This is a genomic window from Sphingobacterium sp. NPDC055431, assembly GCF_053644255.1.
Genome location: NZ_JBSHLH010000006.1, coordinates 105,489 through 126,033, shown reverse-complemented (window position 1 = coordinate 126,033; position 20,545 = coordinate 105,489). Strand labels below are relative to the sequence as shown.

The window sequence follows — 20,545 nt, the reverse complement described above, 5'->3', positions numbered from 1 at the left end:
TTTGGATGATTCACTATCTATCTTTTGCAAATTTTATAGCATCCATCAAGGAGAAATGGATCCCGAAGGTGACAACTGTTCCTTTGCTTTCCCAATCAATCTCACTCATTGGGGTACTTCCCACGACCTGCAATTCTGCCTTGACAAATTTATATCCTGCCCTTAAGGTAAATGCCGGTTCAAAGAAATAATGTCTTTTATCTGTGATATTGTCCAATTTATGTTCGGTGATATATTCAGGGGTCATGCCATTGGCGTCAAAATTACTGTATTTGATACCTGAAATCCTAGTCGCTAGACCTACATCAAAATATGGAAAAGTAAGGTTTATACCTGGTTGGATAAAGGTCCGGTTAAAATTCATGTTCACGTCACTGCTCAATTTACCTCCGCCGTATCCAACATAAGTATCGGCAATCAGACCAAATCCATTTTCACGGGCAATAATGGGATAATAACCACCGACGCCACCTTCAAATAGCCCCGCATGGGCATCCACATTTCCTATTGATGGATCTTCCTCATTAAAGTTGTAATTGTAATTGGAGTAATTGACCATCACACCTAAATGTTTGATGGGTGAGTAGGCTGTTTGCAGATTGATAATGGATGAACTGGTATTGGTACCGTTCAGATCCTCAGAGCTTGTGGTTCCTGATATCCCAATTTTTAAATCTCCTTTTTCTTTCATCATTGGAGCATTCACCGCATTGGGCTGATAGTAATAGCGGCTACAAGAACTTTGAAGATAATTTAAGCCAATCAAAGCAAGGCCGAATAAGAGCGATTTTATTTTTAAGGTTTTCATATTTTTCTCCTTTCTGATTTGTTAACTCAAAATGACGACAAATTTTAACCGCATAAAACATCCAAAAAGAGGATTTTAATCAAATCCCTTTTTTGGTGTATTTCAGTAACCTGAAAAGGTGATATTCGGTCAGATAGCCTTATTTTATAGTGCTTTAGCTAGGTTTTCTACAGGATTAAACTGTAAATTAGGATAATGAAGCTGCATGGTTTGATATGGACACTGGCAGTTAGTCTGCTCCTCAGTTTGTTTTCCAGTCGATTGGAAGCGCAGACCATTTTGTTGCCTGATACGACCGAGCACCTCAATATTTCCACTTCTACAGCCTACTACTATGATAACACTGCTAGCGATAGCCTTCCTGCTGAGAATCAATTTCAACCCTTTCAGGAGCCCATTTATAATTTTGGAAAAGTAGATGGTAACCTATGGGTGCGGGTCAATTTGGCTAATCAGGATTCTGTTGCCAGAAACCTATATTTAGAATTTACCAATCCCAATCTCAATTCGCTGACCTTGTATAAAAAAATTGGAGATCGCTTTGTACTGGTCAAGATCCTTGGTTCCAGTTATCCTTTTGCCAATCGTACGGTTAAGCATCAAAACCTGATCTTCTCCATAGAATTGGAACCATTGGAAATTGGAAGTTACTTTGTGAAGGTTCATTCCGACTATTCGGCCATCAATTTCAATTTATTGCTGTGGGATAAACATGAACGGGAGGCTTATTACCTAAAAGAAACGACAACCATTTCCTACTTCTTTTTCATTACCACAGCGTTCCTTTTTATCTTGGGCATCACCTTGGTATTGACCAAAGAAAGAAAGCAATGGGCTTTTTTCTTTTATATATTTTTTGGAGCCAGCTATATCTATTCCGATTTAGGACTCTCCTATAAGTATTTGTGGGGAGATTATCCATCGGTTCAAAATATCTCCAGTTATATCTTCACCAACCTGTATTTGATTTTTGGGGTCAGTTTTTTTCGGGAATATTTTGTCACCCGTCGTTTTGTCAAGAGATTGGATAAGGTACTCTGGGTTTTTGTTTTATGTTCTTTGCTGCTGACCATTATTGCGATGTTTTATCAATGGATCCCACACTCCATATTTTCTCTGATCCAAAAGTTGAATACGGTTATGTTCTCCATTACCTGTGGGATTATTTTGTACATATTGGTAATATTGTTGACCCGGCAAAGGAACAAGACCGAAACGATTTGGTTTATGATTGCCTTTGCACCTCATGCCTATACGATCCTGACTACAAGTATCAGACAACTTGGGCAGTATTATTTCAATTTGGAGCTCGATGTGATCTCCAAGGTGCCATTTTTTCTATGGACCATTCACGTTCAGAACATGATGCTTTGGTCTATGGTCTGGGAGGTCCTGATTGTATTTACCCTGATGATGCTGCGGTTGAAGAAGATGTATGAGCAGCACAATGCCATGTTGATGGAACTGGGTAAGAAGCAGGAAGAAGACACCAAGCTCTTGATGGCGACGGTGGAACAGGAGCGGAAGCGGATAGCCCAAGAACTGCACGACAGCTCTGGAGTCCAGTTGTCAGCCATCCGAATGAAACTGACCCATCTTGAGGATCATCTGGATAGTCCAAAGGCTGCTGAGGATATCCAAAGATTGATGCAGGATGTCGATCGGGTCAATGCTGATATCCGGACCATTTCGCATAATCTGATGCCTATTTCGCTCAGTAAACTGGGCTTGAAATCCGCCATTCAGGAACTGGTCAACCATATCAAATCGAGCTACCCGAATATCAAGTTCAACCTTTACCAGCAATATGATTCCAAAAACCTATCGGCCAGCATGGAAGTCCATATCTATAGGATCATCCAAGAGTTGCTAAACAACATGGTAAAGCATGCCCAGCCATCGGAAATCAATATTCAGTTGATCGATAATGAATCGGAGTTGATCATCAGTCTGGAGGATAATGGGAAAGGATTTATTTATGAACCTGAAAATACGTTAGGGTTAGGTCTAAAGAGTATATTGACCCGATCCCAGTTAATTGGAGGAAAGTTTGAAGTAGACAGCAAATTGGATGCAGGTTCGTTTTTTTCAATTACCCTGCCTCTCAAAAGCTAAAGAAGTTGATTCTTATTGGCAAAGGTGATCAGTTCTGTTATTTTCTTGACCCCACATTTTGCCATGATGTTTTTTCGGTGGGTATCTACGGTATTGGCACTGATAAAGAGTTGATCGGCTATCTTGCTGCTCGGTTTACCCTCAGCGATCAATTTCAAGATTTCAATTTCACGATTCGATAGATTGAAAGCATCTTTATTGCTGGTTTGTTCGACTTTATTATGCTCCTCATTCATTAAAAATGCTTCAACGACCTTGTTCTGTACCTGTTGGTCCAGATGCCTCTTCCTTTCATTAACGGCAACGATAGCTTTGATCAATTCATCTTTTGCTATGTTTTTCAGAACATAGCCTAAAGCTCCTTTTCGTAACGCTTCACGAATAAGTTCGGTGTCATCATAACCAGTCAGCATCAGTATTTTCTGGTCTGGATTGCTTTCCAGTACCACTTCAATACATTGCATACCATCCATATGGGGCATGTTGAAGTCCATTAAGATGACATCGGGTTTGTAGGTGTCGATGGCATGCAAAAGCTCCTTGGTATCTGTGCAAGCATTGATTTCGCCAAATTTCGGGTGTCCGCTGAGGATCATGATCAAGCCATCCACGATAATCTGTTGGTCCTCGACAATAAGCAAGTTTATCGGCTTAAAAGGGATACTTTCTTCCATAGGGTGCATTTTTTTGCTTATAACAATATACTAAAATATCCTTAACTACTAACAGTCAATTCTTTGAAATCAAATAGCCTTAAATTTTTCAGATTTTTTGTATCTTGATGAAATGTAAATAATACTTTTATTACACACCTAATTTTTTAAAACCTAAAACAACAACAATAAATGAAAAGAAAAGATTTTCTCAAGAGTGCCGGCGTGCTCGCCGCCTCGACTTTGCTTTTTAGAACGGAAGCTTTCGCTAATCAGAATACCCCTTTGCGTATAGGTTTAATCGGTACAAACGGCATGGGTTGGTCCAATCTGAATGCGATATTAAAAATAAATAATGTTACCTGTACTGCTTTATGTGATGTCGATGAAAATGTGCTGAACAAAAGATCCTCGGAACTGGAACAAAAAAACATCAAGGTCAAAAAATATATTGAATATAAGGATCTATTGAAAGATCCTAATGTAGACGCTGTCATCGTTGGAACGCCCGATCATTGGCATTGCATGATGATGGTCGATGCAGTAAAGGCAGGTAAGCATGTGTACGTGGAGAAGCCTTTGGGGAATTCCATCAAAGAGTGTGAAGTGATGTTGGCAGCGGACAAAAAGTACGATAAGATTGTACAGGTAGGACAATGGCAACGTAGTCAGCAGCACTTTAGAGATGCGATGGACTTTGTGCACAGTGGCAAATTAGGGAAAATTAGGTCTGTCAAGGCTTGGGCTTATCAGGGTTGGATGAAGAGTATCCCTGTAAAGCCAGATTCTGCTCCTCCAGCTGGAGTGCACTATGATAAATGGTTAGGTCCGGCAACAAAGCGGCCATTCAATCCTAATCGCTTCCATTTTGATTTCAGGTGGTTCTGGGATTATGCAGGTGGCCTGATGACTGATTGGGGTGTGCATATGTTGGACTTTGCCTTGATCGGTATGAAAGTGTCTAACCCTAACTCCATCATGGCAACAGGCGGTAAGTTTGCTTATCCAGATGATGCCGCTGAAACACCGGACTCCCTAACTACTGTATTCGCATTTGACGACTTTTACCTGCAATGGGAACAAGCGACAGGTATTGATTTAGGTCCTTATGGAAAAGATCATGGCGTTTCGTTTATTGGGAACAATGGTACCTTGGTGGTGAATAGAGGTGGCTGGGAAGTCATTCCGGAGAAAGGTAGGATGGAAGCAGTGCCACATCAACCTTCAAAAGATAATGGTTTGGAGAAACATATGGAGAACTTTGTGACCGCAATCCGCACAAAGGACAAGAGCATCTTACATGCTCCTGTGGAAGCTGGAGCTCATATTGCTATCTTGTCCCAAATGGGGAATATTGCCTACAGAATTGGTAAGAAGCTCTATTGGGATAAGGATAAGGCGAAATTTACGGATGAAGAAGCGAATGGCTATCTAGCAGCGAAATACAATAACGGGTATCAAATCCCGAAGGTATAGAAATATGAAAAAAGCCGGTTCAAGCCGGCTTTTTTATTGATCTATTAATTAATCTTCCTTCAACCTATGGATAGGATTACCTCTTCCGTTTCTATATAAGATGAAGAGGATTAATCCAGCCAATAATGCCAAAAGCAGAAGGATTGGTAATAGGTAGTTCCAGGCAGAAATCTGAATTCTAAATTCGTAATTGGTTAACCATTTCTTCATCATAAAGAAACTGATAGGAACTGCCGTCAGGACAGATGCTATAAACAACAGGTAATATTCTTTTGAAAATAAGACCAGCAGATCTGATAGTTTTGCGCCCAATATTTTTCGCATGCCTACTTCCTTACTTCTCGCACTGATTGATAAGGAGACCAAACCGATAATGCCTAAGCAAACGATAATTAAAGTAATAACCGTAGCTGAAATGGAAGCTCTGTACAACTGCAGTTCGGTTTCATACATTTTCCGGATATTTTCTTCCATGAAATGGTATTCAAATGGAGCATCGGGCATTAGGAAATGCCATTTCTTCTCAATGTTTTGAATAGAATTTGAAATGGAACCTGGTTTCATTCGGATATTGAAATAGCGATAATAATTATTCTGGGCCACATTCAGCCAGATAATTGCAGTATTTGGATTGTGCATGGAGTTGGGAATGAAATTTTCAGTAATCCCAACGACTTTTATCGGGTCATTTGATCCATTGATTCTTAAATTCCGGCCGATTATATCATCAGCATGCTCATACCCTAAAACATTCATCGCTTTTCGATTGATTACCACCTCTTGAGGGGCCATGGAATCTACCAAGTTGGAGCTAAAGAATTGACCTGCCAGCATCGGGATTTGATAGGTGTCAGCAAATTTGGAATCTGAAATAATCATTTGAGAATTGATTGGTTCATCAGACTTATCCATCAATGCAATTTCTGCCTTCCCAACTATATTATTTGGGGTTTCATAGGATAAGCTGATATCTTCAATTTCATTTAGTTTTTCCAATTCCTGCTGGATAGTTTGGGTTTTCCGAACACCTTCAGGGCTCCAATCTCGAGTCGTCTGGACCGTGAGGATATATTCTTTATTATATCCCAAATCGCTATTGACAAATAAGTGGATCTGTCTGGCAATGATTATGGTGGAAGTCAAAATGACTATTGCTGTAGTAAACTGAAGGAACAGCAAAGCTTTTCGAATGCTGTGTTTGTTTTTTACTTTGTCAAACTGAAGCTTTACTGAATTTAACAAGCTGTTTCTTGAAAGTTTGATAGCAGGGTATAGGCCTGAAATTAACCCGATCAAAATCGAAAATAACAAAATACCCAAATAGAAATAATAGGGCAATTCTGTTAATTGCGGTAGCCTGCGCATGAATATATTTTCAAAAAGTGGTTTGGCTAGGATATACAATGGAAGGCAGATCAATAAAATCAAACATAGTAGAATTACATATTCCGTTAGCAATAAAGATGCTATCTGATTGGATTGGGCTCCCATTATTTTCCTGATTCCAATTTCTTTTAAACGACCTATATTTTGACCAAGATTAAAATTGATAAAATTAATGATTGCCATCAATAGGATGAACCCAGCAATGTAAAGCAGGATATCAATCATTTTTTGAATAGCTCCATCATTGCTTTCCAGGTAATAGGACTTCAGCGGTTTTAGATCCGGACTATAATTGTCTGCAAAAGTCTTGTCAGTATGTTTGCTGACTAAGGTTTTTATAGCTGTAGTGAGCTGCCCTGGAGATACGTTTTGCTGTAATTCCAAGAAACCAATGATGTATGGATTTTCCCAGTTATCAATGTCCCTTCCAAAGTATTTCTCAGAAGCAATAGGAAGAAAGAAATCACTGCGTAGGGCAGGGGTTAATTCAAGGACTGAGTTTTGATAACTTGGTTTGATTATCCCAGTTATCATAAAATCATGCTTTTCCCCATTGAAGTTTCTAATGGATAATTGTTCACCAAGGGCATCGGTTCTGCCGAAGTATTTAATGGCGGCTGCTTCCGTTATGACCAATGAAAAAGGGTCTTTTAAAGCCGTATTAATATCTCCTGCATGGAGCTCAAATCCAAACATGGCTAATAAGCTTGGGTCGCCCAAACTTGCCCCTTCTTCAAACTTATCTGTACCATTGGACACAATACAAGTCAGGCCGTCGAGTCTGTAGTAATTCTTAACAAGTTGAGGATACTCCTCAGCCAGTGCTTTCGGAAGTGCACCCACAGTGGTGATGTCTAATCCTAAACCCTCCTTTTTATATGAACTCTGCAATAGATATTGCTGATCCTTGTTTTTTAGATGTGCATTCACCTGCTTTGCATCCCAGATATAGGCACCGACGATCATGATGAAAGTAATGCCACAGATCAATCCGATTAAATTGATGATGTTCTGAAGTTTTTTCTTACTGATATTTCGCCAAGCAATTTTTATATAGCTCCAATTCATTGTTAAGATTTTAGCAGATGCAGTTGTGTTCTATAGATATGGATAACAGCTTGCAATTTTATTGCCATTGCATCAATTGGGTTATAATCAATTAATTGTGATTTGATTAGTCCTTAAGTTGTTCATTTTCGGACATTATTTGTTCGATAATGAACGGAAATAAAAAAGCGGAGAAGGAATAATCCTCTCCGCTCCTGAAATTACCACTGAATCATTTACTATAATTTCTTGTTTTCTACATCCCACCATAACCGAGTTCCGCCATTGTCTGGCCCTCCCAGCATTTTCACGGCCTCATTTACTGCTGCACTATTGCTGTTGTATTCTCTTTCCGGATACGGCATCCTTCTTATTCCTGGGACTGTTGGGATCGTGTTGTTACTGTAGTTGACCACCACTGGGAACAAGATCGGATATCCCGAACGGCGGTACTCTGCCCAAGCTTCATCTCCGTCAGGGAACATGGAAATCCATTTCTGTGTAATGATCCTTTCCAATTTCCTGTCCTTGCTATCGCCTTCATTCCAAGCAATGCTGATGGTGCTCAAATATGGAGAGCCAGCCTTGATATCGTTCTGTCCGGCCTTGATTGCTTTTGGATCGATGTAAGGCATAGGTTTGTCGGTAGCATTGTTTTTGTAAGCTGTTGCCTGTGCGCCCAAACCGTACATTTCAAATGATCTTTCAATCCCAGTTTCATAGTTGGTTTTGGCATTGCCTGCATTGCTCCAGCCTCTCAATGCCGCTTCTGCCTTTAAGAACCAACTCTCAGAGGATACCATTAGTTGCATCTTATTTGGTAATGGCTGTAATTTTGAATAGTTATCATATCGGCTCTTTGCATCTATGTCAATTCCGGTACGGATTCCTTTAAATTGTCCTTTGACCGCTGGGTCCGTAGCAGGTTGGAACAATTTTCCTAGACGCGGGTCTTTATAACCGCCCAGAAATGTTTCTATGCTGGCATGCATCCGTGTATCACTCCATGTGGTCGTAATGATGTTCAATGGATGGTCCGTACTTAATTTGATAAAGCAGTTATCTGCTGTGGCTTCCAATAAACCTCCGTTTTCAGGGTTCAAGGCTTTTTCACCTTCAGTTTTAGCCAATGCAGCATCCTTGAATGCGATACGAAGCGCAAGTCTTAATCGTAGGGTGTTGGCAATTCGCAACCAGCGATCGTAATTATTATCTGTGTAAGCCAAGTCAGACTTTTTCATGGCCGCAGACACCTCTTTGCCTTTGTAGGTTTTTAGTATTGTCGTAGCGGTATCCAGATCTTTAAAAAAGTTTTTATAGGCATCCTGCTGATTGTCATAATGGATCTGATCATTCTCATCTGGCGCATTGTATTTACTGTAGATGATAGGTCCAACCTTATCGGAGGTACGATGCATGGCAGACACTTTCAATATTTTGGCAAAGGCAAAAATGTCTTTCATTTTTTCGTCGTTCCTGGTCAGTAACTCTACTCTCGATAAGGGATTCATCGCTCGGATATACCGGTCAACCCATAAGGAAGAATACCAACCTGGCACTAAACTATAGGTCAGGTTGTTGGCATTCCCAACAAAGGGCGCCTCAGCCCCAAAATAGCCGCCATAGGCATCGCTGGTCAAGTTGTTTGAAACTTGATACTCACCTACATTTTCAGAAAGAATAGCTCGTTGTCCTTGTGCAAGGAATGAAGCGACCAAGGCAAAGTCTCCCATGGCTTCTTCATCCGTTACCCCAGCAGGGTTCGTGTTTAATTCCGTAAAGTCTTTGGTGCAGCTCATCGTCAGGAAAAGGCTGCTCAATAATATTCCTGACAGTTTATAATATGATTTTAATGTCTTCATTTCTTTTCTCTTGGTTATTAAAAGGATACTTTAAGGTTCAATCCATAACTGCGGGTAGCAGGTAAGGCAAAACTATCATAGCCCTGTCCTCCTACACCGGTTGTGGTGTTGAGCTCGGGATCGTATGGTGCGTCATTACGGAAGAAAAACAAGTTTCTGCCCGTCAATGATATGGACGCGCTCTTTACACCTTTCCATTTGATAGGAAGACCATAACTCAATGAAATCTCACGCATCCGGATATTTGTTGCATCATACACCTGGCCTTCGATAATCCCATCTCTGTTTCCCACCGCGCTATAGTAGGCCTGTGCTGGGATTTTACCTGACCAAGGGGTACCGTCCAGTTTAACGGCAGGGATATCCAACCCTCCTGCGTCCCTTGCTGCAGCACTAACCTCACTGACACCGAAGGAGTTCAAATAACCATCGGTCACTGAGATGACCTGACCTCCAAATCGGGCATCTATCGTAAAGCTTAAACCGAATTTTCCGTAATTGATGGTATTGTTCCAGCCAACTATGGATTTAGGATTGTTATTTCCAATATATCCTTCCGGTCCAATCTGCGGCCTTCCGGTATCATCAACCACCATCACCCCATTCTCATCACGCAAGAAGGTCCTTGCCCAGAAATCTCCAAATGATCCATTTAAACGAAGCACATTGAAATTGCCGCCTACAGAATAACGTTCGCCTAGTTTGGGTGCCAGTTCCAGGATCTTATTGCGATTTGCCGTGAAGTTCACAGACGTATTCCAACTGAAGTTATCCTTCTTGATTGCATCAACACCCAAGGCTGCCTCAATACCCTTGTTCTGTACATTTCCGGCATTTAGGAAAACGGTCGTGAATACCTGTCCAACTGGGGCTTCGTATGAGAAATATTGATCCTTTGTGTTTGTTTTGTAAAGGGCCAAATCAAAATTGATGCGGTCGTTCCAAAACCTTCCCTCATAGCCCACTTCATAACTTCTGCTGATCTCCGGACGCAAAGGTAATCCTTGGTAAGGCCCTGAAACATTTGCGTTCAAAATACCGGTTGCCAGGCTGTTTGTCGGGATAGTACTGTAAATTCCGACATCATTTCCTACTTCCGCCATGGTCAACCTTAATTTACTGTAGGTAATAAAACTTGGCATTTTGATCATGTCCGAAAGCACTGCCGATAAACCTGCTGACCAATAGAAGTATCCTTTTTTCTCCTGCGGAGTATTGGCTAGGGTTGAAGCCCAATCGTTACGTGCCGTTAAATCCAAGAATATCCTGTCCTTATAGCCCAAGTTGGTCGACGCGAATACCGATTGCAACTGGCGCCTGCTGATGGATTCATTTAATACATTGATTGGCGCATCCCTGTAAATATTGCTCAATAAAAACTTATTGGCCACAGCTAGTTTTAACTGATCAAGGTTCCAACCTGTGGATCTAGTATCATTGATTGAAGTTCCAGCTGTAAAGTTCAGGTCCCAATCCTCGGCAAATGTTTTGTTACCGATGAAGAGTAAATCACCATATAAAGCGGTACTTTCAGTCTGGTCACGGGTATATCGACCATTATCATCTAAAACACCTTCTATTTTCTCTCCAGAAAGAACACCTTGCGTACCGGCATAGACATGTCTTTCCCATTTATCCCATCGCTTGTTCAGTGTACCTCTTGCACTGACTGATAACCAATCGTTGATGGTATATTTCAATTGCCCTTGGGCAATGATATTGTCACGCAATTGGAATGTTGGGTTGCGGTTCAATACCCAAAATGGATTCTGTGAATGGTGTGTACCCGTCAAACCTGCATCTGCATTGATATTCCACCAATCCTGCAGGTATAGATTCCGCGTAGGGGATAGGTACTCATAATTGTTTTTGTATTTATCAAAATCCAAACCTCTTGGGAACAGATAAAGACCGGCAATCGGGCTAAAGTACAAGCCAGATGTTGGACGGTTGTGGATATCCTGTCTAGAGTACATCATACTACCGTCGAAGGTTAGTTTATTATCGAAAAAATTAGTGGAATTTCTAAAGGTTGCTGAATGCTGATTAAACGAATTGGTTGGCAATATACCTTTGTTGGTGGTATTGCCATAAGAGAAATAGTTCTGCATCTTTTCAGTTCCTCCGCTCAAGGAAACGGTATTGATCAAAGTTGTTCCAGTATTATAGAATCCATCTACAGGATCTTGGAATGAACCTTTCTCACCCCAGCTCTCTTCTGATCCCTCTGTTGTCTGGCCATAGCGGTATTGTAACTTCGGAAGGTAGAAGGCTTGGTCAGCGGTAATGCTTGAGGATACATCGATTTTCAGATTACCTTCAGCACCTTTTTTGGTGGTGATCATGATGGCACCATTTGCACCTTGGCTACCGTAAAGGGCAGAGGCAGAGGCTCCTTTCAAGACGTTGATGCTCAGGATATCATCTGCATTCAGGGTACTCAGGATATCTCCACGGTCTGGCCCGCCACCAAATGCTCCTTCAGATCCCGATCCACCTGTATTGGTAATCGGCAAACCATCGATCACATAAAGTGGCTGGTTGTTCCGGTTGGATTTAAAACCGCGAAGGACGATATTGACCGAACCTCCGATACCCGAAGAACTTCGGTTGATCTGCATCCCAGAGACCTTCCCTGTCAAGTTATTCATCGGATTTGCATCCTTGACTTTGGTCAGGTCTTCCCCTTTAACCGTTTGGGTAGAGTAGGTTAAACTTTTTGATTTTCGCTGTACTCCCAAGGCCGTGACAACGACATCATCAATCCTTGCGGTCTGTGCGGTCATGGAAATGGAAATAACGGAGTCTGTTGCTGTTATAGCCTGTTTCACTGTGTTATAGCCTAACACACTGATGGTCAGGTTTACAGCGCCTGCAGGAATTTCTAAACTGAAAGCTCCGGAATCATCGGTTTGGGTTGCCTTTTTACTGGCGTCTAAACGGACTGTCGCGCCGACTATAGGTGATTTCGTCTGTTCGTCAACAACGTTTCCTTTTACTGTTCGATCCTGTCCATAAGATAATTGTATAGCAAATAGCCATAAAAATAGATGGGTTAGTGTTTTATACATAATATAAGTTTAAGTATGAGATATCATTGTAACGGCAATGATACAATTGATACAAAAACGAACATATTTTGGATATATTTTGTCTAATTATGTTAAATCTTATTGAATATAGGTGAATATCAGATGTTGGTAGTATTATATAATTGATAGTTAATCAATTAGAAAGATTTCTATTTTTTGAACTATTTTTATTCCATCTCATTTTTTATAGCCTATGCTTTTTGATGTTTAAAAATATTATCGATTGATGTAAAATTATTAACTATTATGGTATGAAATTTGGATGGTGATTTATTCATATTGAAGATAAAATAGAGAAAAGGCCAACTCTCTACTCCAAAAATTATACTTATTTTAACAATTAAATAATTCAATTATGTTAACAGCTGCTTGCCCCAAATTACCCATGCGCGTAAAGACCGTAACCAAAGACTTTTACGTTCAGCAATTAGGTTTTCAAGAAATTGGTTTTGCAAATTTTGAAAGCTATATGATCCTGAAAAAAGATGATGCAGAACTTCATTTCTTTATCTTTTTGGATCTTGTTCCCGAAGAAAATTATGGTCAGGTTTATATCCGTGTGAACCATATCGAAGAGCTTTACCAAGAATTGATTGACCGTGGCGTCAACATTCATCCTAATGGAAGCTTAACGGAAAAACCTTGGGGACAGAAAGAATTCGCTATCCTCGATCCTGACAGTAACCTAATTACCTTTGGGCAAGCTATTTAATCTGTTTTCATTTTTTACCAATTGGTAATTGAGGGCATCGGATTGTTCAGGTACTTTGTATTAATCAAATTTCAAAGTCATGAACAAATCAAAAGTATTATTGACAGGAGTGACCGGTTTCTTGGGTTCTCATACAGCTATTGAATTGCTCAACAGAGGATATCAGGTTACAGGGTCTCTACGGGACATGAAACGTGCAGACGCTATACAGCACGTAATCGCCAAACATACCCAGAGTATAAATAACCTATCTTTTGTACAGGCAGACCTGCTCGATAAAGGAGCATGGTTAAAAGCTTGCGAAAATCAGGATTTTGTCATCCATGCAGCTTCTCCATTCCCGCGAGAACTACCTAAGGATGAGCATGAATTAATCATCCCAGCAAAAGAGGGGACATTGAATGTTCTTCAAGCTGCCAAGCATAACCATGTAAAAAGAGTGGTTTTGGTATCCTCCATTTCCACAGTGGTATATGGAAAACAAACTGATGAAATGGACAGGGTTTTTACTGAGGAGCACTGGACCGATGAAAGCAATAAACAGGATACTGCTCCGTATATGAGGAGCAAGACCATTGCTGAAAAAGCTGCATGGAACTTTATCAAAGAAGAAGGCAAGGGGATGGAATTAGTCAGCATTCTTCCTGGTGCGATGTTAGGACCTGTGTTAGAGGAGGATTATGGTACCTCCGCCAATATTATCGTTAAGATCTTATCAGGTAGCATGCCTGCCATGCCAAAAATAGGATTTGAAATAGTTGATGTGCGTTCCGTTGCAAAATTATTGGTAGATGCGATGGAACTGGAAAATGCTGCTGGAAATAGATATATGGCAAGTGAAGGTCACATGTCGATGAAGGAGCTAGCTGAAGTCCTAAAAACCCATTTCCCTGACAGGAAAATCAGTACCGCCATCCTCCCTAATTTTTTGGCTAGAATAATGTCAATTTTTGAACCTGCCTTAAAACCTGTATTATTGGATTTGGGTTTAAAAAGAAAGGTAGATGCTTCCAAAGCCAAAAGGGAATTAGGTTGGAAAGGACATTCGATGGAGAAGGCCATTTTAGATTGTGCAAATAGTGTTATAGAACTAGGAATCGTTAAGTAAATGCAAAGGTTAAAATCCATATTGAGATTTGGGGCAATACTCTCTGATGCAGACATCGAGGTCATTGCCTCCAACTTCAAGCAGAAACAGTTAGCGGCGTCCGAATATTTCTTGGAAATAGGACAGATTGCTCACGAAATCGCTTTTATTGAATCCGGTATCGTCAGGATTTTTAAACCTGATCATGAAGGGAATGAAATCACCAAGTATTTCTTTAAGGAGAATCAATTCTTTGTTGATCTGGAAAGTTACTATTCCAGTATTCCGGCGAGTGAAGCTTTCCAGGCAGTGGTCGAAACAGAAATATATGCTATCCATAAGTTGGTTGTAGAAAGATTATGCCAAGAGATCCCCAATTTCTTTATCTTTCTCAAAACGATTACAGAAGCCACATTGTTGAATAAGATTAAAGACAATGATTTTTTAAATTTTGGCAATTCTAAAACCAAGTACCTTGAATTTGTTAAACGATATCCTCAACTAGCTTTACAGGTTCCGCAACAATATATCGCTTCCTACCTTAAAATCACCCCGCAATCCTTGAGCAGGATAAGACGCGAACTTGCCCAGCCAAAACAATAAATTCCGCTTAATCCTTCTGAAAATAGGATTGGTGTTTTTGTAAATCATTTATAAACAGTGTCGTTTAAATTTCTTTGCAATTAATAAAAGATAAATTTGTCTTTTATTAATTCAAGTCTTAACTTTGTTCAATTAAGTCATTGAATTGTTCAAATAAATCCAAGCGAGGGTAGGTTGCATTCCAGCAATACTTTTACGACTTCCTGAAAACTAACATTTTCATCAAATCGCGAATTCTTCAAATTCATTTTATTTAAGAATATGGCTTAATCTAAATTCAAAGATCATATCGAATTTAACATGAATTCTATTTTAACTCTTAATTTAATCCTTTCGGACGGTAATTCCGTCCAAGATTTACTCACACAATCCATTTTTTTCCATTCTAAGATCAGTCCGGTTGAGTTTTGGATAGGTTTTCTACTGCTAGTTTTCCTTTCCATCCTCATTGTGGTTCTCCTTTTGATCGATCGCATTAAACAGGTCAGCACCTTTCTCTTAAAAGAGAAATCCAAACGGAATGTTAATCTTTGGAAAAACTCACTCAAGAAAATGAACTCCAGCCAAATTGCGCGAATTATCAAGCAAAAGAGCAGGCAGGAGCTGAAATCTTGGTTACTGGCCTTTTTCCTCCTTGGAACATCCTTGTTCCCCCTGGAATCCTTAGCACAGACTGTTTCCATTGATGGTACCAGTGAATCCATCTGGTCTAAGGCAGGCGTTATTATCACCTTAGTGTTGCTCTTGATACCGACCATTTTCATTCTAGTTTTATTGTTCGTCAGAATCAATCGGAGGTTATCTAAGTTGAACATTAACGCTCAAAAAGAGGAAGCAAAAGTAATTGTCCAAGAATTGGAAAACAGGCCTTTAGCTGAGGTTGAAAATGAACTATTAGCCTTTCAGGAAGCTGCTGATTATAGATTGAAAGCTGATGTACTGTCTGGTTCCAATCAAGCGGAGGATCCCAAAGGGCTATTGTCCATCAATGAAAACCATGGAATCCCGATCGTATCCAAAAAGAAAAGATCAACCGATAGGACCAACTTTGACGTGGACCTATCCAAGATGGTCAACTGGTACTTGATATCGGCAACCGTTTGGTTGGTATTTGGAACCACCATCGGTGAATACCTCGGTTTTAAATTCGTCGCTCCAGACATGGAGAGTTTTAGCTGGCTTAGCTTCGGGAGGTTAAGGCCAGTCCATACCAATGCCGTCTTCTGGGGATGGGCATCCCTAGCCATGATCGGTTTAGGTTATTATGTGGTCCCAAGGGTCAGTAACACCAAACTCTATAGCTTAAAACTAGGCTGGTACAGCCTTGTTTTGATCAATGTCTGTGTGTTCGTGGGAACCATTTCCCTGATGGCAGGAATTAACAATAGCGGAGGCGAGTATAGGGAATATATCTGGCCTATTATGTTGCTGTTTGGAATTGCATTGGTTTTGACACTAATCAATTATTATAAAACCATTGCAAAAAGGACAACTCGGGAAATTTATATATCAAACTGGTATATAGTCGCTGCGGTAATCTTTACTATTGTGATTAGCCTAGCAGCCTATTTGCCTTTTTGGCAGAATGGCCTCGGAGAGACAATCATTCAAGGCTATTACATGCACCAAGGTGTCGGTATGTGGTTTATGCTTTTTTGTCTAGGCCTCGTGTACTATTTCCTTCCACAGCAACTCAATAGGCCTATTTATTCCTATAGTTTAGGGATTCTTGCGTTTTGGACACAGATTTTATTCTATACGCTGATCGGAAGCCACCACTTTGTGTTCAGCTCCATTCCCTGGTGGTTACAGACGGTTGCTATTGTCGGAAGTGCCGGTATGGCCATTCCCGTTATTGCCGGAACGACCAACTTCCTCATGACCTTTAAAGGATCCTGGTATAAATTGGGCGATAGTTATATCCTTCCATTTTTCTTGGTCGGCATCATCTTTTATTTCACCGGATCGATGCAAGGTACCGCCGAAGCCTTCCGCGAAACCAACTTGATCTGGCACTTTACTGACTTTACCGTTGCCCATTCCCACCTAACCATGTACGGCATTATCAGCTTTTTCTTGTGGGCATCCATATACACCATCGTACCGCGATTTACTGGAAGAGAGGCGCCCCAAATCAGTATTGGAGCCCATTTCTGGTTCGCTTTCATCGGAATGTTGATGTATACCGTACCATTGATGTATGGATCCACCCTGAAAGGAATTATGTGGTTAGAAGGCAAGCCATTTATCGATGGTGTGGCCTTTATGGCGCCTTACTGGTTATGGAGAGCCATCGGAGGTAGTCTGATGTGGCTGTCGCACCTCATTTTCGCCTATAACTTATATAAGATGATGGCTGATGTAAAAGAATTAGACATTGCTGAAGAAATTACAAGCCAATTTGAAAACCAATCAACTATTAAAGTTCAAAAATAAAATAAACGATCATGGAGTTTTTCGACGATCATAAGAAACTATTTATTACTGCAGCAATCTTCTTTATTGTATTGACGATTTTTGTTGCCATTCTTCCCGCATTGAACAACCAGTTGATAAATGCACCTCTACCTCAATCCGAACCGCTCTCACCAGATGCTGCTGCTGGCAAGTCTATATTTATTGCCAACGGCTGTGTGGCTTGCCATACTCAACAGGTCAGAAATGTAGATATGGATAAAGTTTTTGGTCAGCGACCAAGTGTAGCAGCTGATTATGCACATAATGAAAGACTGGATGTTTGGAGAAATACTGCAACATTGATGGGAACAGAACGAACTGGCCCCGACCTGACTGATGTAGGTAATCGCCAACCCAGCAAAGAATGGAATTTGGTCCACCTTTATAACCCTCGTATAGTGGTCAAGGAATCCATTATGCCCGCTTATCCCTTCCTGTTTGAATATAAATCCATACCAGACAAGGAAGATGTTGTGGTCAATATTCCCGAAGACTTTGCACCCAGTAATGGGAAGAAAGTCGTAGCAAGTAAAGAGGCTATGCAATTGATAGCCTATTTACAGTCCTTGAAACAAGTTAAACTGGAAGCTGATGTTCCAGAGTTTCTATATAAAAGAAAAGCTCAGGCCGCCGCTGGCCAAGGAACAGCCGAAGAAGAATTGGACGGCGAGGCCCTATATGTAGCACATTGTCAAGCATGCCACCAAGCTGATGGCAATGGGCTACCAGGAGCTTTTCCTCCCTTAAAGGGCAGTCCTGTCGTAACTGGCGATGATCTGGAGCTTTATATCGATATCATTATGAACGGTTATGATAGCAGACCTGATTATGGTGTGATGGCAGCGGTAGGAGTAAATGCTGGGTTTACTGAAAAAGAAGTAGCCGCCATTATCAATTATGAAAGGACCAGTTGGGGTAATAATGGTGAAAAAGTAAAAGCTGAAGATATCAAGCAAATCGTAGATTTTGTAAAGACTCAATCCAAATAATCATGAAAAAATTTCAATTGACACTGCTTTTTAGTACTTGCATTACCTTTTTGATGGCTTGCCCGGTATGTGAAAGAAATCAACCTAAAATTTTAAGAGGCTGGGTACATGGTACAGCTCCAAAAAGCAACCTCGAATACATCATGGTCATCGCTATCATCCTGATTTCATTGATCGCTTTGGGAATGTTCTTGAAAATGATCATCAAACCAGGGGAAAAACAGTCTGACCATATCAAAAGGTTTATTCTAAATTCTGATAACTATGAGCCAAAGAAGTAAAATATTTATTTTCATCGACGATGAAAAGATCCCAATAGCTGAAACATATAGTCCTGTTAATTTTGAACTGGATACTCGCAAACTAGTCGACGGAAAACACCAACTTCGAATTGTCAGCCAAGACCCTGGAGGAAAAGAAGGGGTAAGGATTATTCCTTTTGAAGTCCGAAACGGTCCAGCGATCGAAATTACCGGAATCAAAGAAAACGCCGTGATCGATGACTTGGTGCCCATCATGATCAACGCCTATGGGAAAGGAAATTCCGAAACCTTTATGATTGATGGAAGTGAAACTCCTCAGGGGATTCCTTGGTGGGTATGGATCATCATAATCGTTTTCATGGGCTGGGCCATGTACTATGTATTCATGTACCTGTATTTACCAACTTCGGTTAATTGAGTGTTAGCAGGTCAAGGCGTTCTTTTTCAAACTTTTTGGGCTTTGTGTCGTTAATTGGGTAAATGTTTATCCAGGATACTTACCCTAATGTCATGAAGAACGCCTTAAAACCTGCTATTTTTGTTTTACTGTCCTTGTTTGTCCAGTATAGCATTGCTCAAAACAATAAACAGCCCAATATTATCTTGATCCTTGCAGATGATCTTGGAATAGGCGATTTAAGTTCTTACCATGAGCGATATGAAACGCCAAATCTCGATAAATTGAGTAAAGAAGGGATTCGATTCAACAACTATTACAGTGCTTCCCCAATTTGCTCCCCATCCCGTGCTGGCCTACTGACCGGTCAGCGTCCTGCGAAACTCCATTTTACAACCTTTCTGAATACCCGTGAAGACAACAGGAAAAAAGAACAGGTAGACTTTCTTGACCCTGATATGCTGACCATGGCCGATATGCTAAAAGCTGAGGGCTATAAGACAGCACATTTTGGTAAATGGCATCTCGGTGGTGGTCGCGACGTAACCGACGCGCCTAACTTCGATCAATACGGTTTTGATGCTTGGGCAGGAACTTATGAAAGCCCCGATCCCGACCCAGCAATCACCGCAACGGATTGGATTTGGTCGGACCAGGACAGTGTGAAAAGATGGAACCGGACAAAATACTTTGTGGACAAAACCCTTGATTTCTTGCAAAAGAATCGAGATAAACCTTGCTTTATCAATATTTGGACAGACGATGTGCATACTCCTTGGATTGCAGGTGATGATGAAACCGGAAAGTTTGATTGGAAACCCCAGGAGGAGAGAAGCTTTAAGTTTGTCCTCAAAGAATATGATCGAGAAATAGGAAGATTAATGGAAGGCTTGAAAGAGATGGGGCTGGATGAAAATACCTTGGTCATTTTTATCAGCGATAATGGCCCATTGCCTAATTTCAGACAGGACCGTTCAGCAGGGCTGCGAGGTAGTAAACTCTCCTTATATGAAGGCGGAATCCGGATGCCCTTGTTGATGAGGTGGCCAGCAAGGATTAAAGCCGGAAAGGTAGATGATCAGACCATTATCTCCGCACTTGATTTGTTCCCAAGTTTAGCTAAGTTGGCAGAAGCTCCGCTGAAGAATACCAAGAGGCTTGATGGTCAAGATCTCAGCGGTGCAATCCTTGGAAATCCCATTACCCGAAACAAACCGCTCATCTGGGAATATGGAAGGAATGATTCAACCGTATTCAGCTTCCCCAAGAAAATAAACCGTAGCCCAGCTCTGGCAATCCGAGATCAGGAATGGAAATTTATGATGAATCAAGATGGTAGTGACCCCGAACTGTACAACCTCAAATCCGATCCCAACGAAAGTGTAAATCTTGCTGATGAAAGAAAACATCTCGTGAAAAAATATAGCAAGGCTTTGATGAAATGGTGGAAAGACTTGCCCACATTTAAGAAAATGGAATAATTTGCTGGAAGGATATTGGTTATAATTTTAACTTGTTACAATTGCTTATTGAAAAACATTTATTAAGCTTAATTAATGTTTATATTTTAATTATTTTGATATTTTAAACCTTGAAAA

At 40.6% G+C, this 20,545-nt stretch carries 15 protein-coding genes; 10 read left to right on the top strand and 5 right to left on the bottom strand.

The genetic code is table 11. The annotated features are described in order from the left end of the window. Positions 1–13: 13 nt before the first annotated feature. Positions 14–808, bottom strand: coding sequence for a hypothetical protein (locus ACWIB3_RS08085; protein ID WP_185210614.1), 795 nt, complete (start codon positions 806–808; stop codon positions 14–16). A 195-nt stretch (positions 809–1,003) separates the two neighbouring features. Between ACWIB3_RS08085 and ACWIB3_RS08080 the strand changes: the two genes are divergently transcribed. Next, positions 1,004–2,923 (top strand): 7TM-DISM domain-containing protein, encoded by a 1,920-nt coding sequence (locus ACWIB3_RS08080; RefSeq protein WP_454291331.1) that lies wholly within the window; start codon positions 1,004–1,006, stop codon positions 2,921–2,923. On the opposite strand, the gene ACWIB3_RS08075 is transcribed toward ACWIB3_RS08080, so the two are convergent. Beyond that, the gene (locus tag ACWIB3_RS08075) at positions 2,920–3,597 is read right to left on the bottom strand and encodes a response regulator (protein ID WP_185210610.1); all 678 of its coding nucleotides are present in this window, start codon (positions 3,595–3,597) and stop codon (positions 2,920–2,922) included. The genes ACWIB3_RS08080 and ACWIB3_RS08075 overlap by 4 nt on opposite strands. 171 nt (positions 3,598–3,768) lie before the next feature. Here ACWIB3_RS08075 and ACWIB3_RS08070 point away from each other — a divergent pair, with 171 nt between their 5' ends. Next, positions 3,769–5,052, top strand: coding sequence for a Gfo/Idh/MocA family protein (locus ACWIB3_RS08070; RefSeq protein WP_454291330.1), 1,284 nt, complete (start codon positions 3,769–3,771; stop codon positions 5,050–5,052). 48 nt (positions 5,053–5,100) lie between these two features. On the opposite strand, the gene ACWIB3_RS08065 is transcribed toward ACWIB3_RS08070, so the two are convergent. From ACWIB3_RS08065 to ACWIB3_RS08055, 3 genes are all read right to left on the bottom strand, one after another. After that, positions 5,101–7,506, bottom strand: coding sequence for an ABC transporter permease (locus tag ACWIB3_RS08065; RefSeq protein ID WP_454291329.1), 2,406 nt, complete (start codon positions 7,504–7,506; stop codon positions 5,101–5,103). A gap of 218 nt (positions 7,507–7,724) precedes the next feature. Beyond that, on the bottom strand, positions 7,725–9,347 hold the full coding sequence (locus ACWIB3_RS08060; protein ID WP_454291328.1) for a SusD/RagB family nutrient-binding outer membrane lipoprotein: 1,623 nt from the start codon (positions 9,345–9,347) through the stop codon (positions 7,725–7,727). Positions 9,348–9,364: 17 nt separating this feature from the next. Then, positions 9,365–12,418, bottom strand: coding sequence for a SusC/RagA family TonB-linked outer membrane protein (locus ACWIB3_RS08055; RefSeq protein ID WP_185218264.1), 3,054 nt, complete (start codon positions 12,416–12,418; stop codon positions 9,365–9,367). A gap of 376 nt (positions 12,419–12,794) precedes the next feature. Between ACWIB3_RS08055 and ACWIB3_RS08050 the strand changes: the two genes are divergently transcribed. The 8 genes from ACWIB3_RS08050 to ACWIB3_RS08015 all read left to right on the top strand — a co-directional run bounded on the left by ACWIB3_RS08050 (position 12,795) and on the right by ACWIB3_RS08015 (position 20,428). Further along, positions 12,795–13,151: a bleomycin resistance protein gene (locus ACWIB3_RS08050; protein ID WP_185218263.1), complete on the top strand. Its 357-nt coding sequence runs from the start codon at positions 12,795–12,797 to the stop codon at positions 13,149–13,151. Between the two features lie 79 nt (positions 13,152–13,230). Further along, on the top strand, positions 13,231–14,259 hold the full coding sequence (locus ACWIB3_RS08045; protein ID WP_454291327.1) for an SDR family oxidoreductase: 1,029 nt from the start codon (positions 13,231–13,233) through the stop codon (positions 14,257–14,259). Continuing rightward, positions 14,260–14,841: a Crp/Fnr family transcriptional regulator gene (locus tag ACWIB3_RS08040; protein WP_454291326.1), complete on the top strand. Its 582-nt coding sequence runs from the start codon at positions 14,260–14,262 to the stop codon at positions 14,839–14,841. It begins immediately after the preceding gene. 300 nt (positions 14,842–15,141) lie between these two features. Beyond that, positions 15,142–17,277 carry a cbb3-type cytochrome c oxidase subunit I gene (locus ACWIB3_RS08035; RefSeq protein WP_454291325.1) on the top strand — a complete coding sequence of 712 codons (2,136 nt, stop codon included), beginning with the start codon at positions 15,142–15,144 and terminating at the stop codon, positions 17,275–17,277. 11 nt (positions 17,278–17,288) lie between these two features. Then, the gene (locus ACWIB3_RS08030) at positions 17,289–18,287 is read left to right on the top strand and encodes a cbb3-type cytochrome c oxidase subunit II (RefSeq protein ID WP_185218259.1); all 999 of its coding nucleotides are present in this window, start codon (positions 17,289–17,291) and stop codon (positions 18,285–18,287) included. 2 nt (positions 18,288–18,289) lie between these two features. Beyond that, positions 18,290–18,568, top strand: coding sequence for a hypothetical protein (locus tag ACWIB3_RS08025; protein ID WP_185218258.1), 279 nt, complete (start codon positions 18,290–18,292; stop codon positions 18,566–18,568). Beyond that, complete coding sequence (locus ACWIB3_RS08020; protein ID WP_185210594.1) at positions 18,552–18,968, top strand: cytochrome C; 417 nt, start codon at positions 18,552–18,554, stop codon at positions 18,966–18,968. The genes ACWIB3_RS08025 and ACWIB3_RS08020 overlap by 17 nt, the downstream gene beginning before the upstream one ends. 92 nt (positions 18,969–19,060) lie before the next feature. Next, complete coding sequence (locus tag ACWIB3_RS08015; RefSeq protein ID WP_454291324.1) at positions 19,061–20,428, top strand: sulfatase family protein; 1,368 nt, start codon at positions 19,061–19,063, stop codon at positions 20,426–20,428. Positions 20,429–20,545 lie beyond the last annotated feature (117 nt).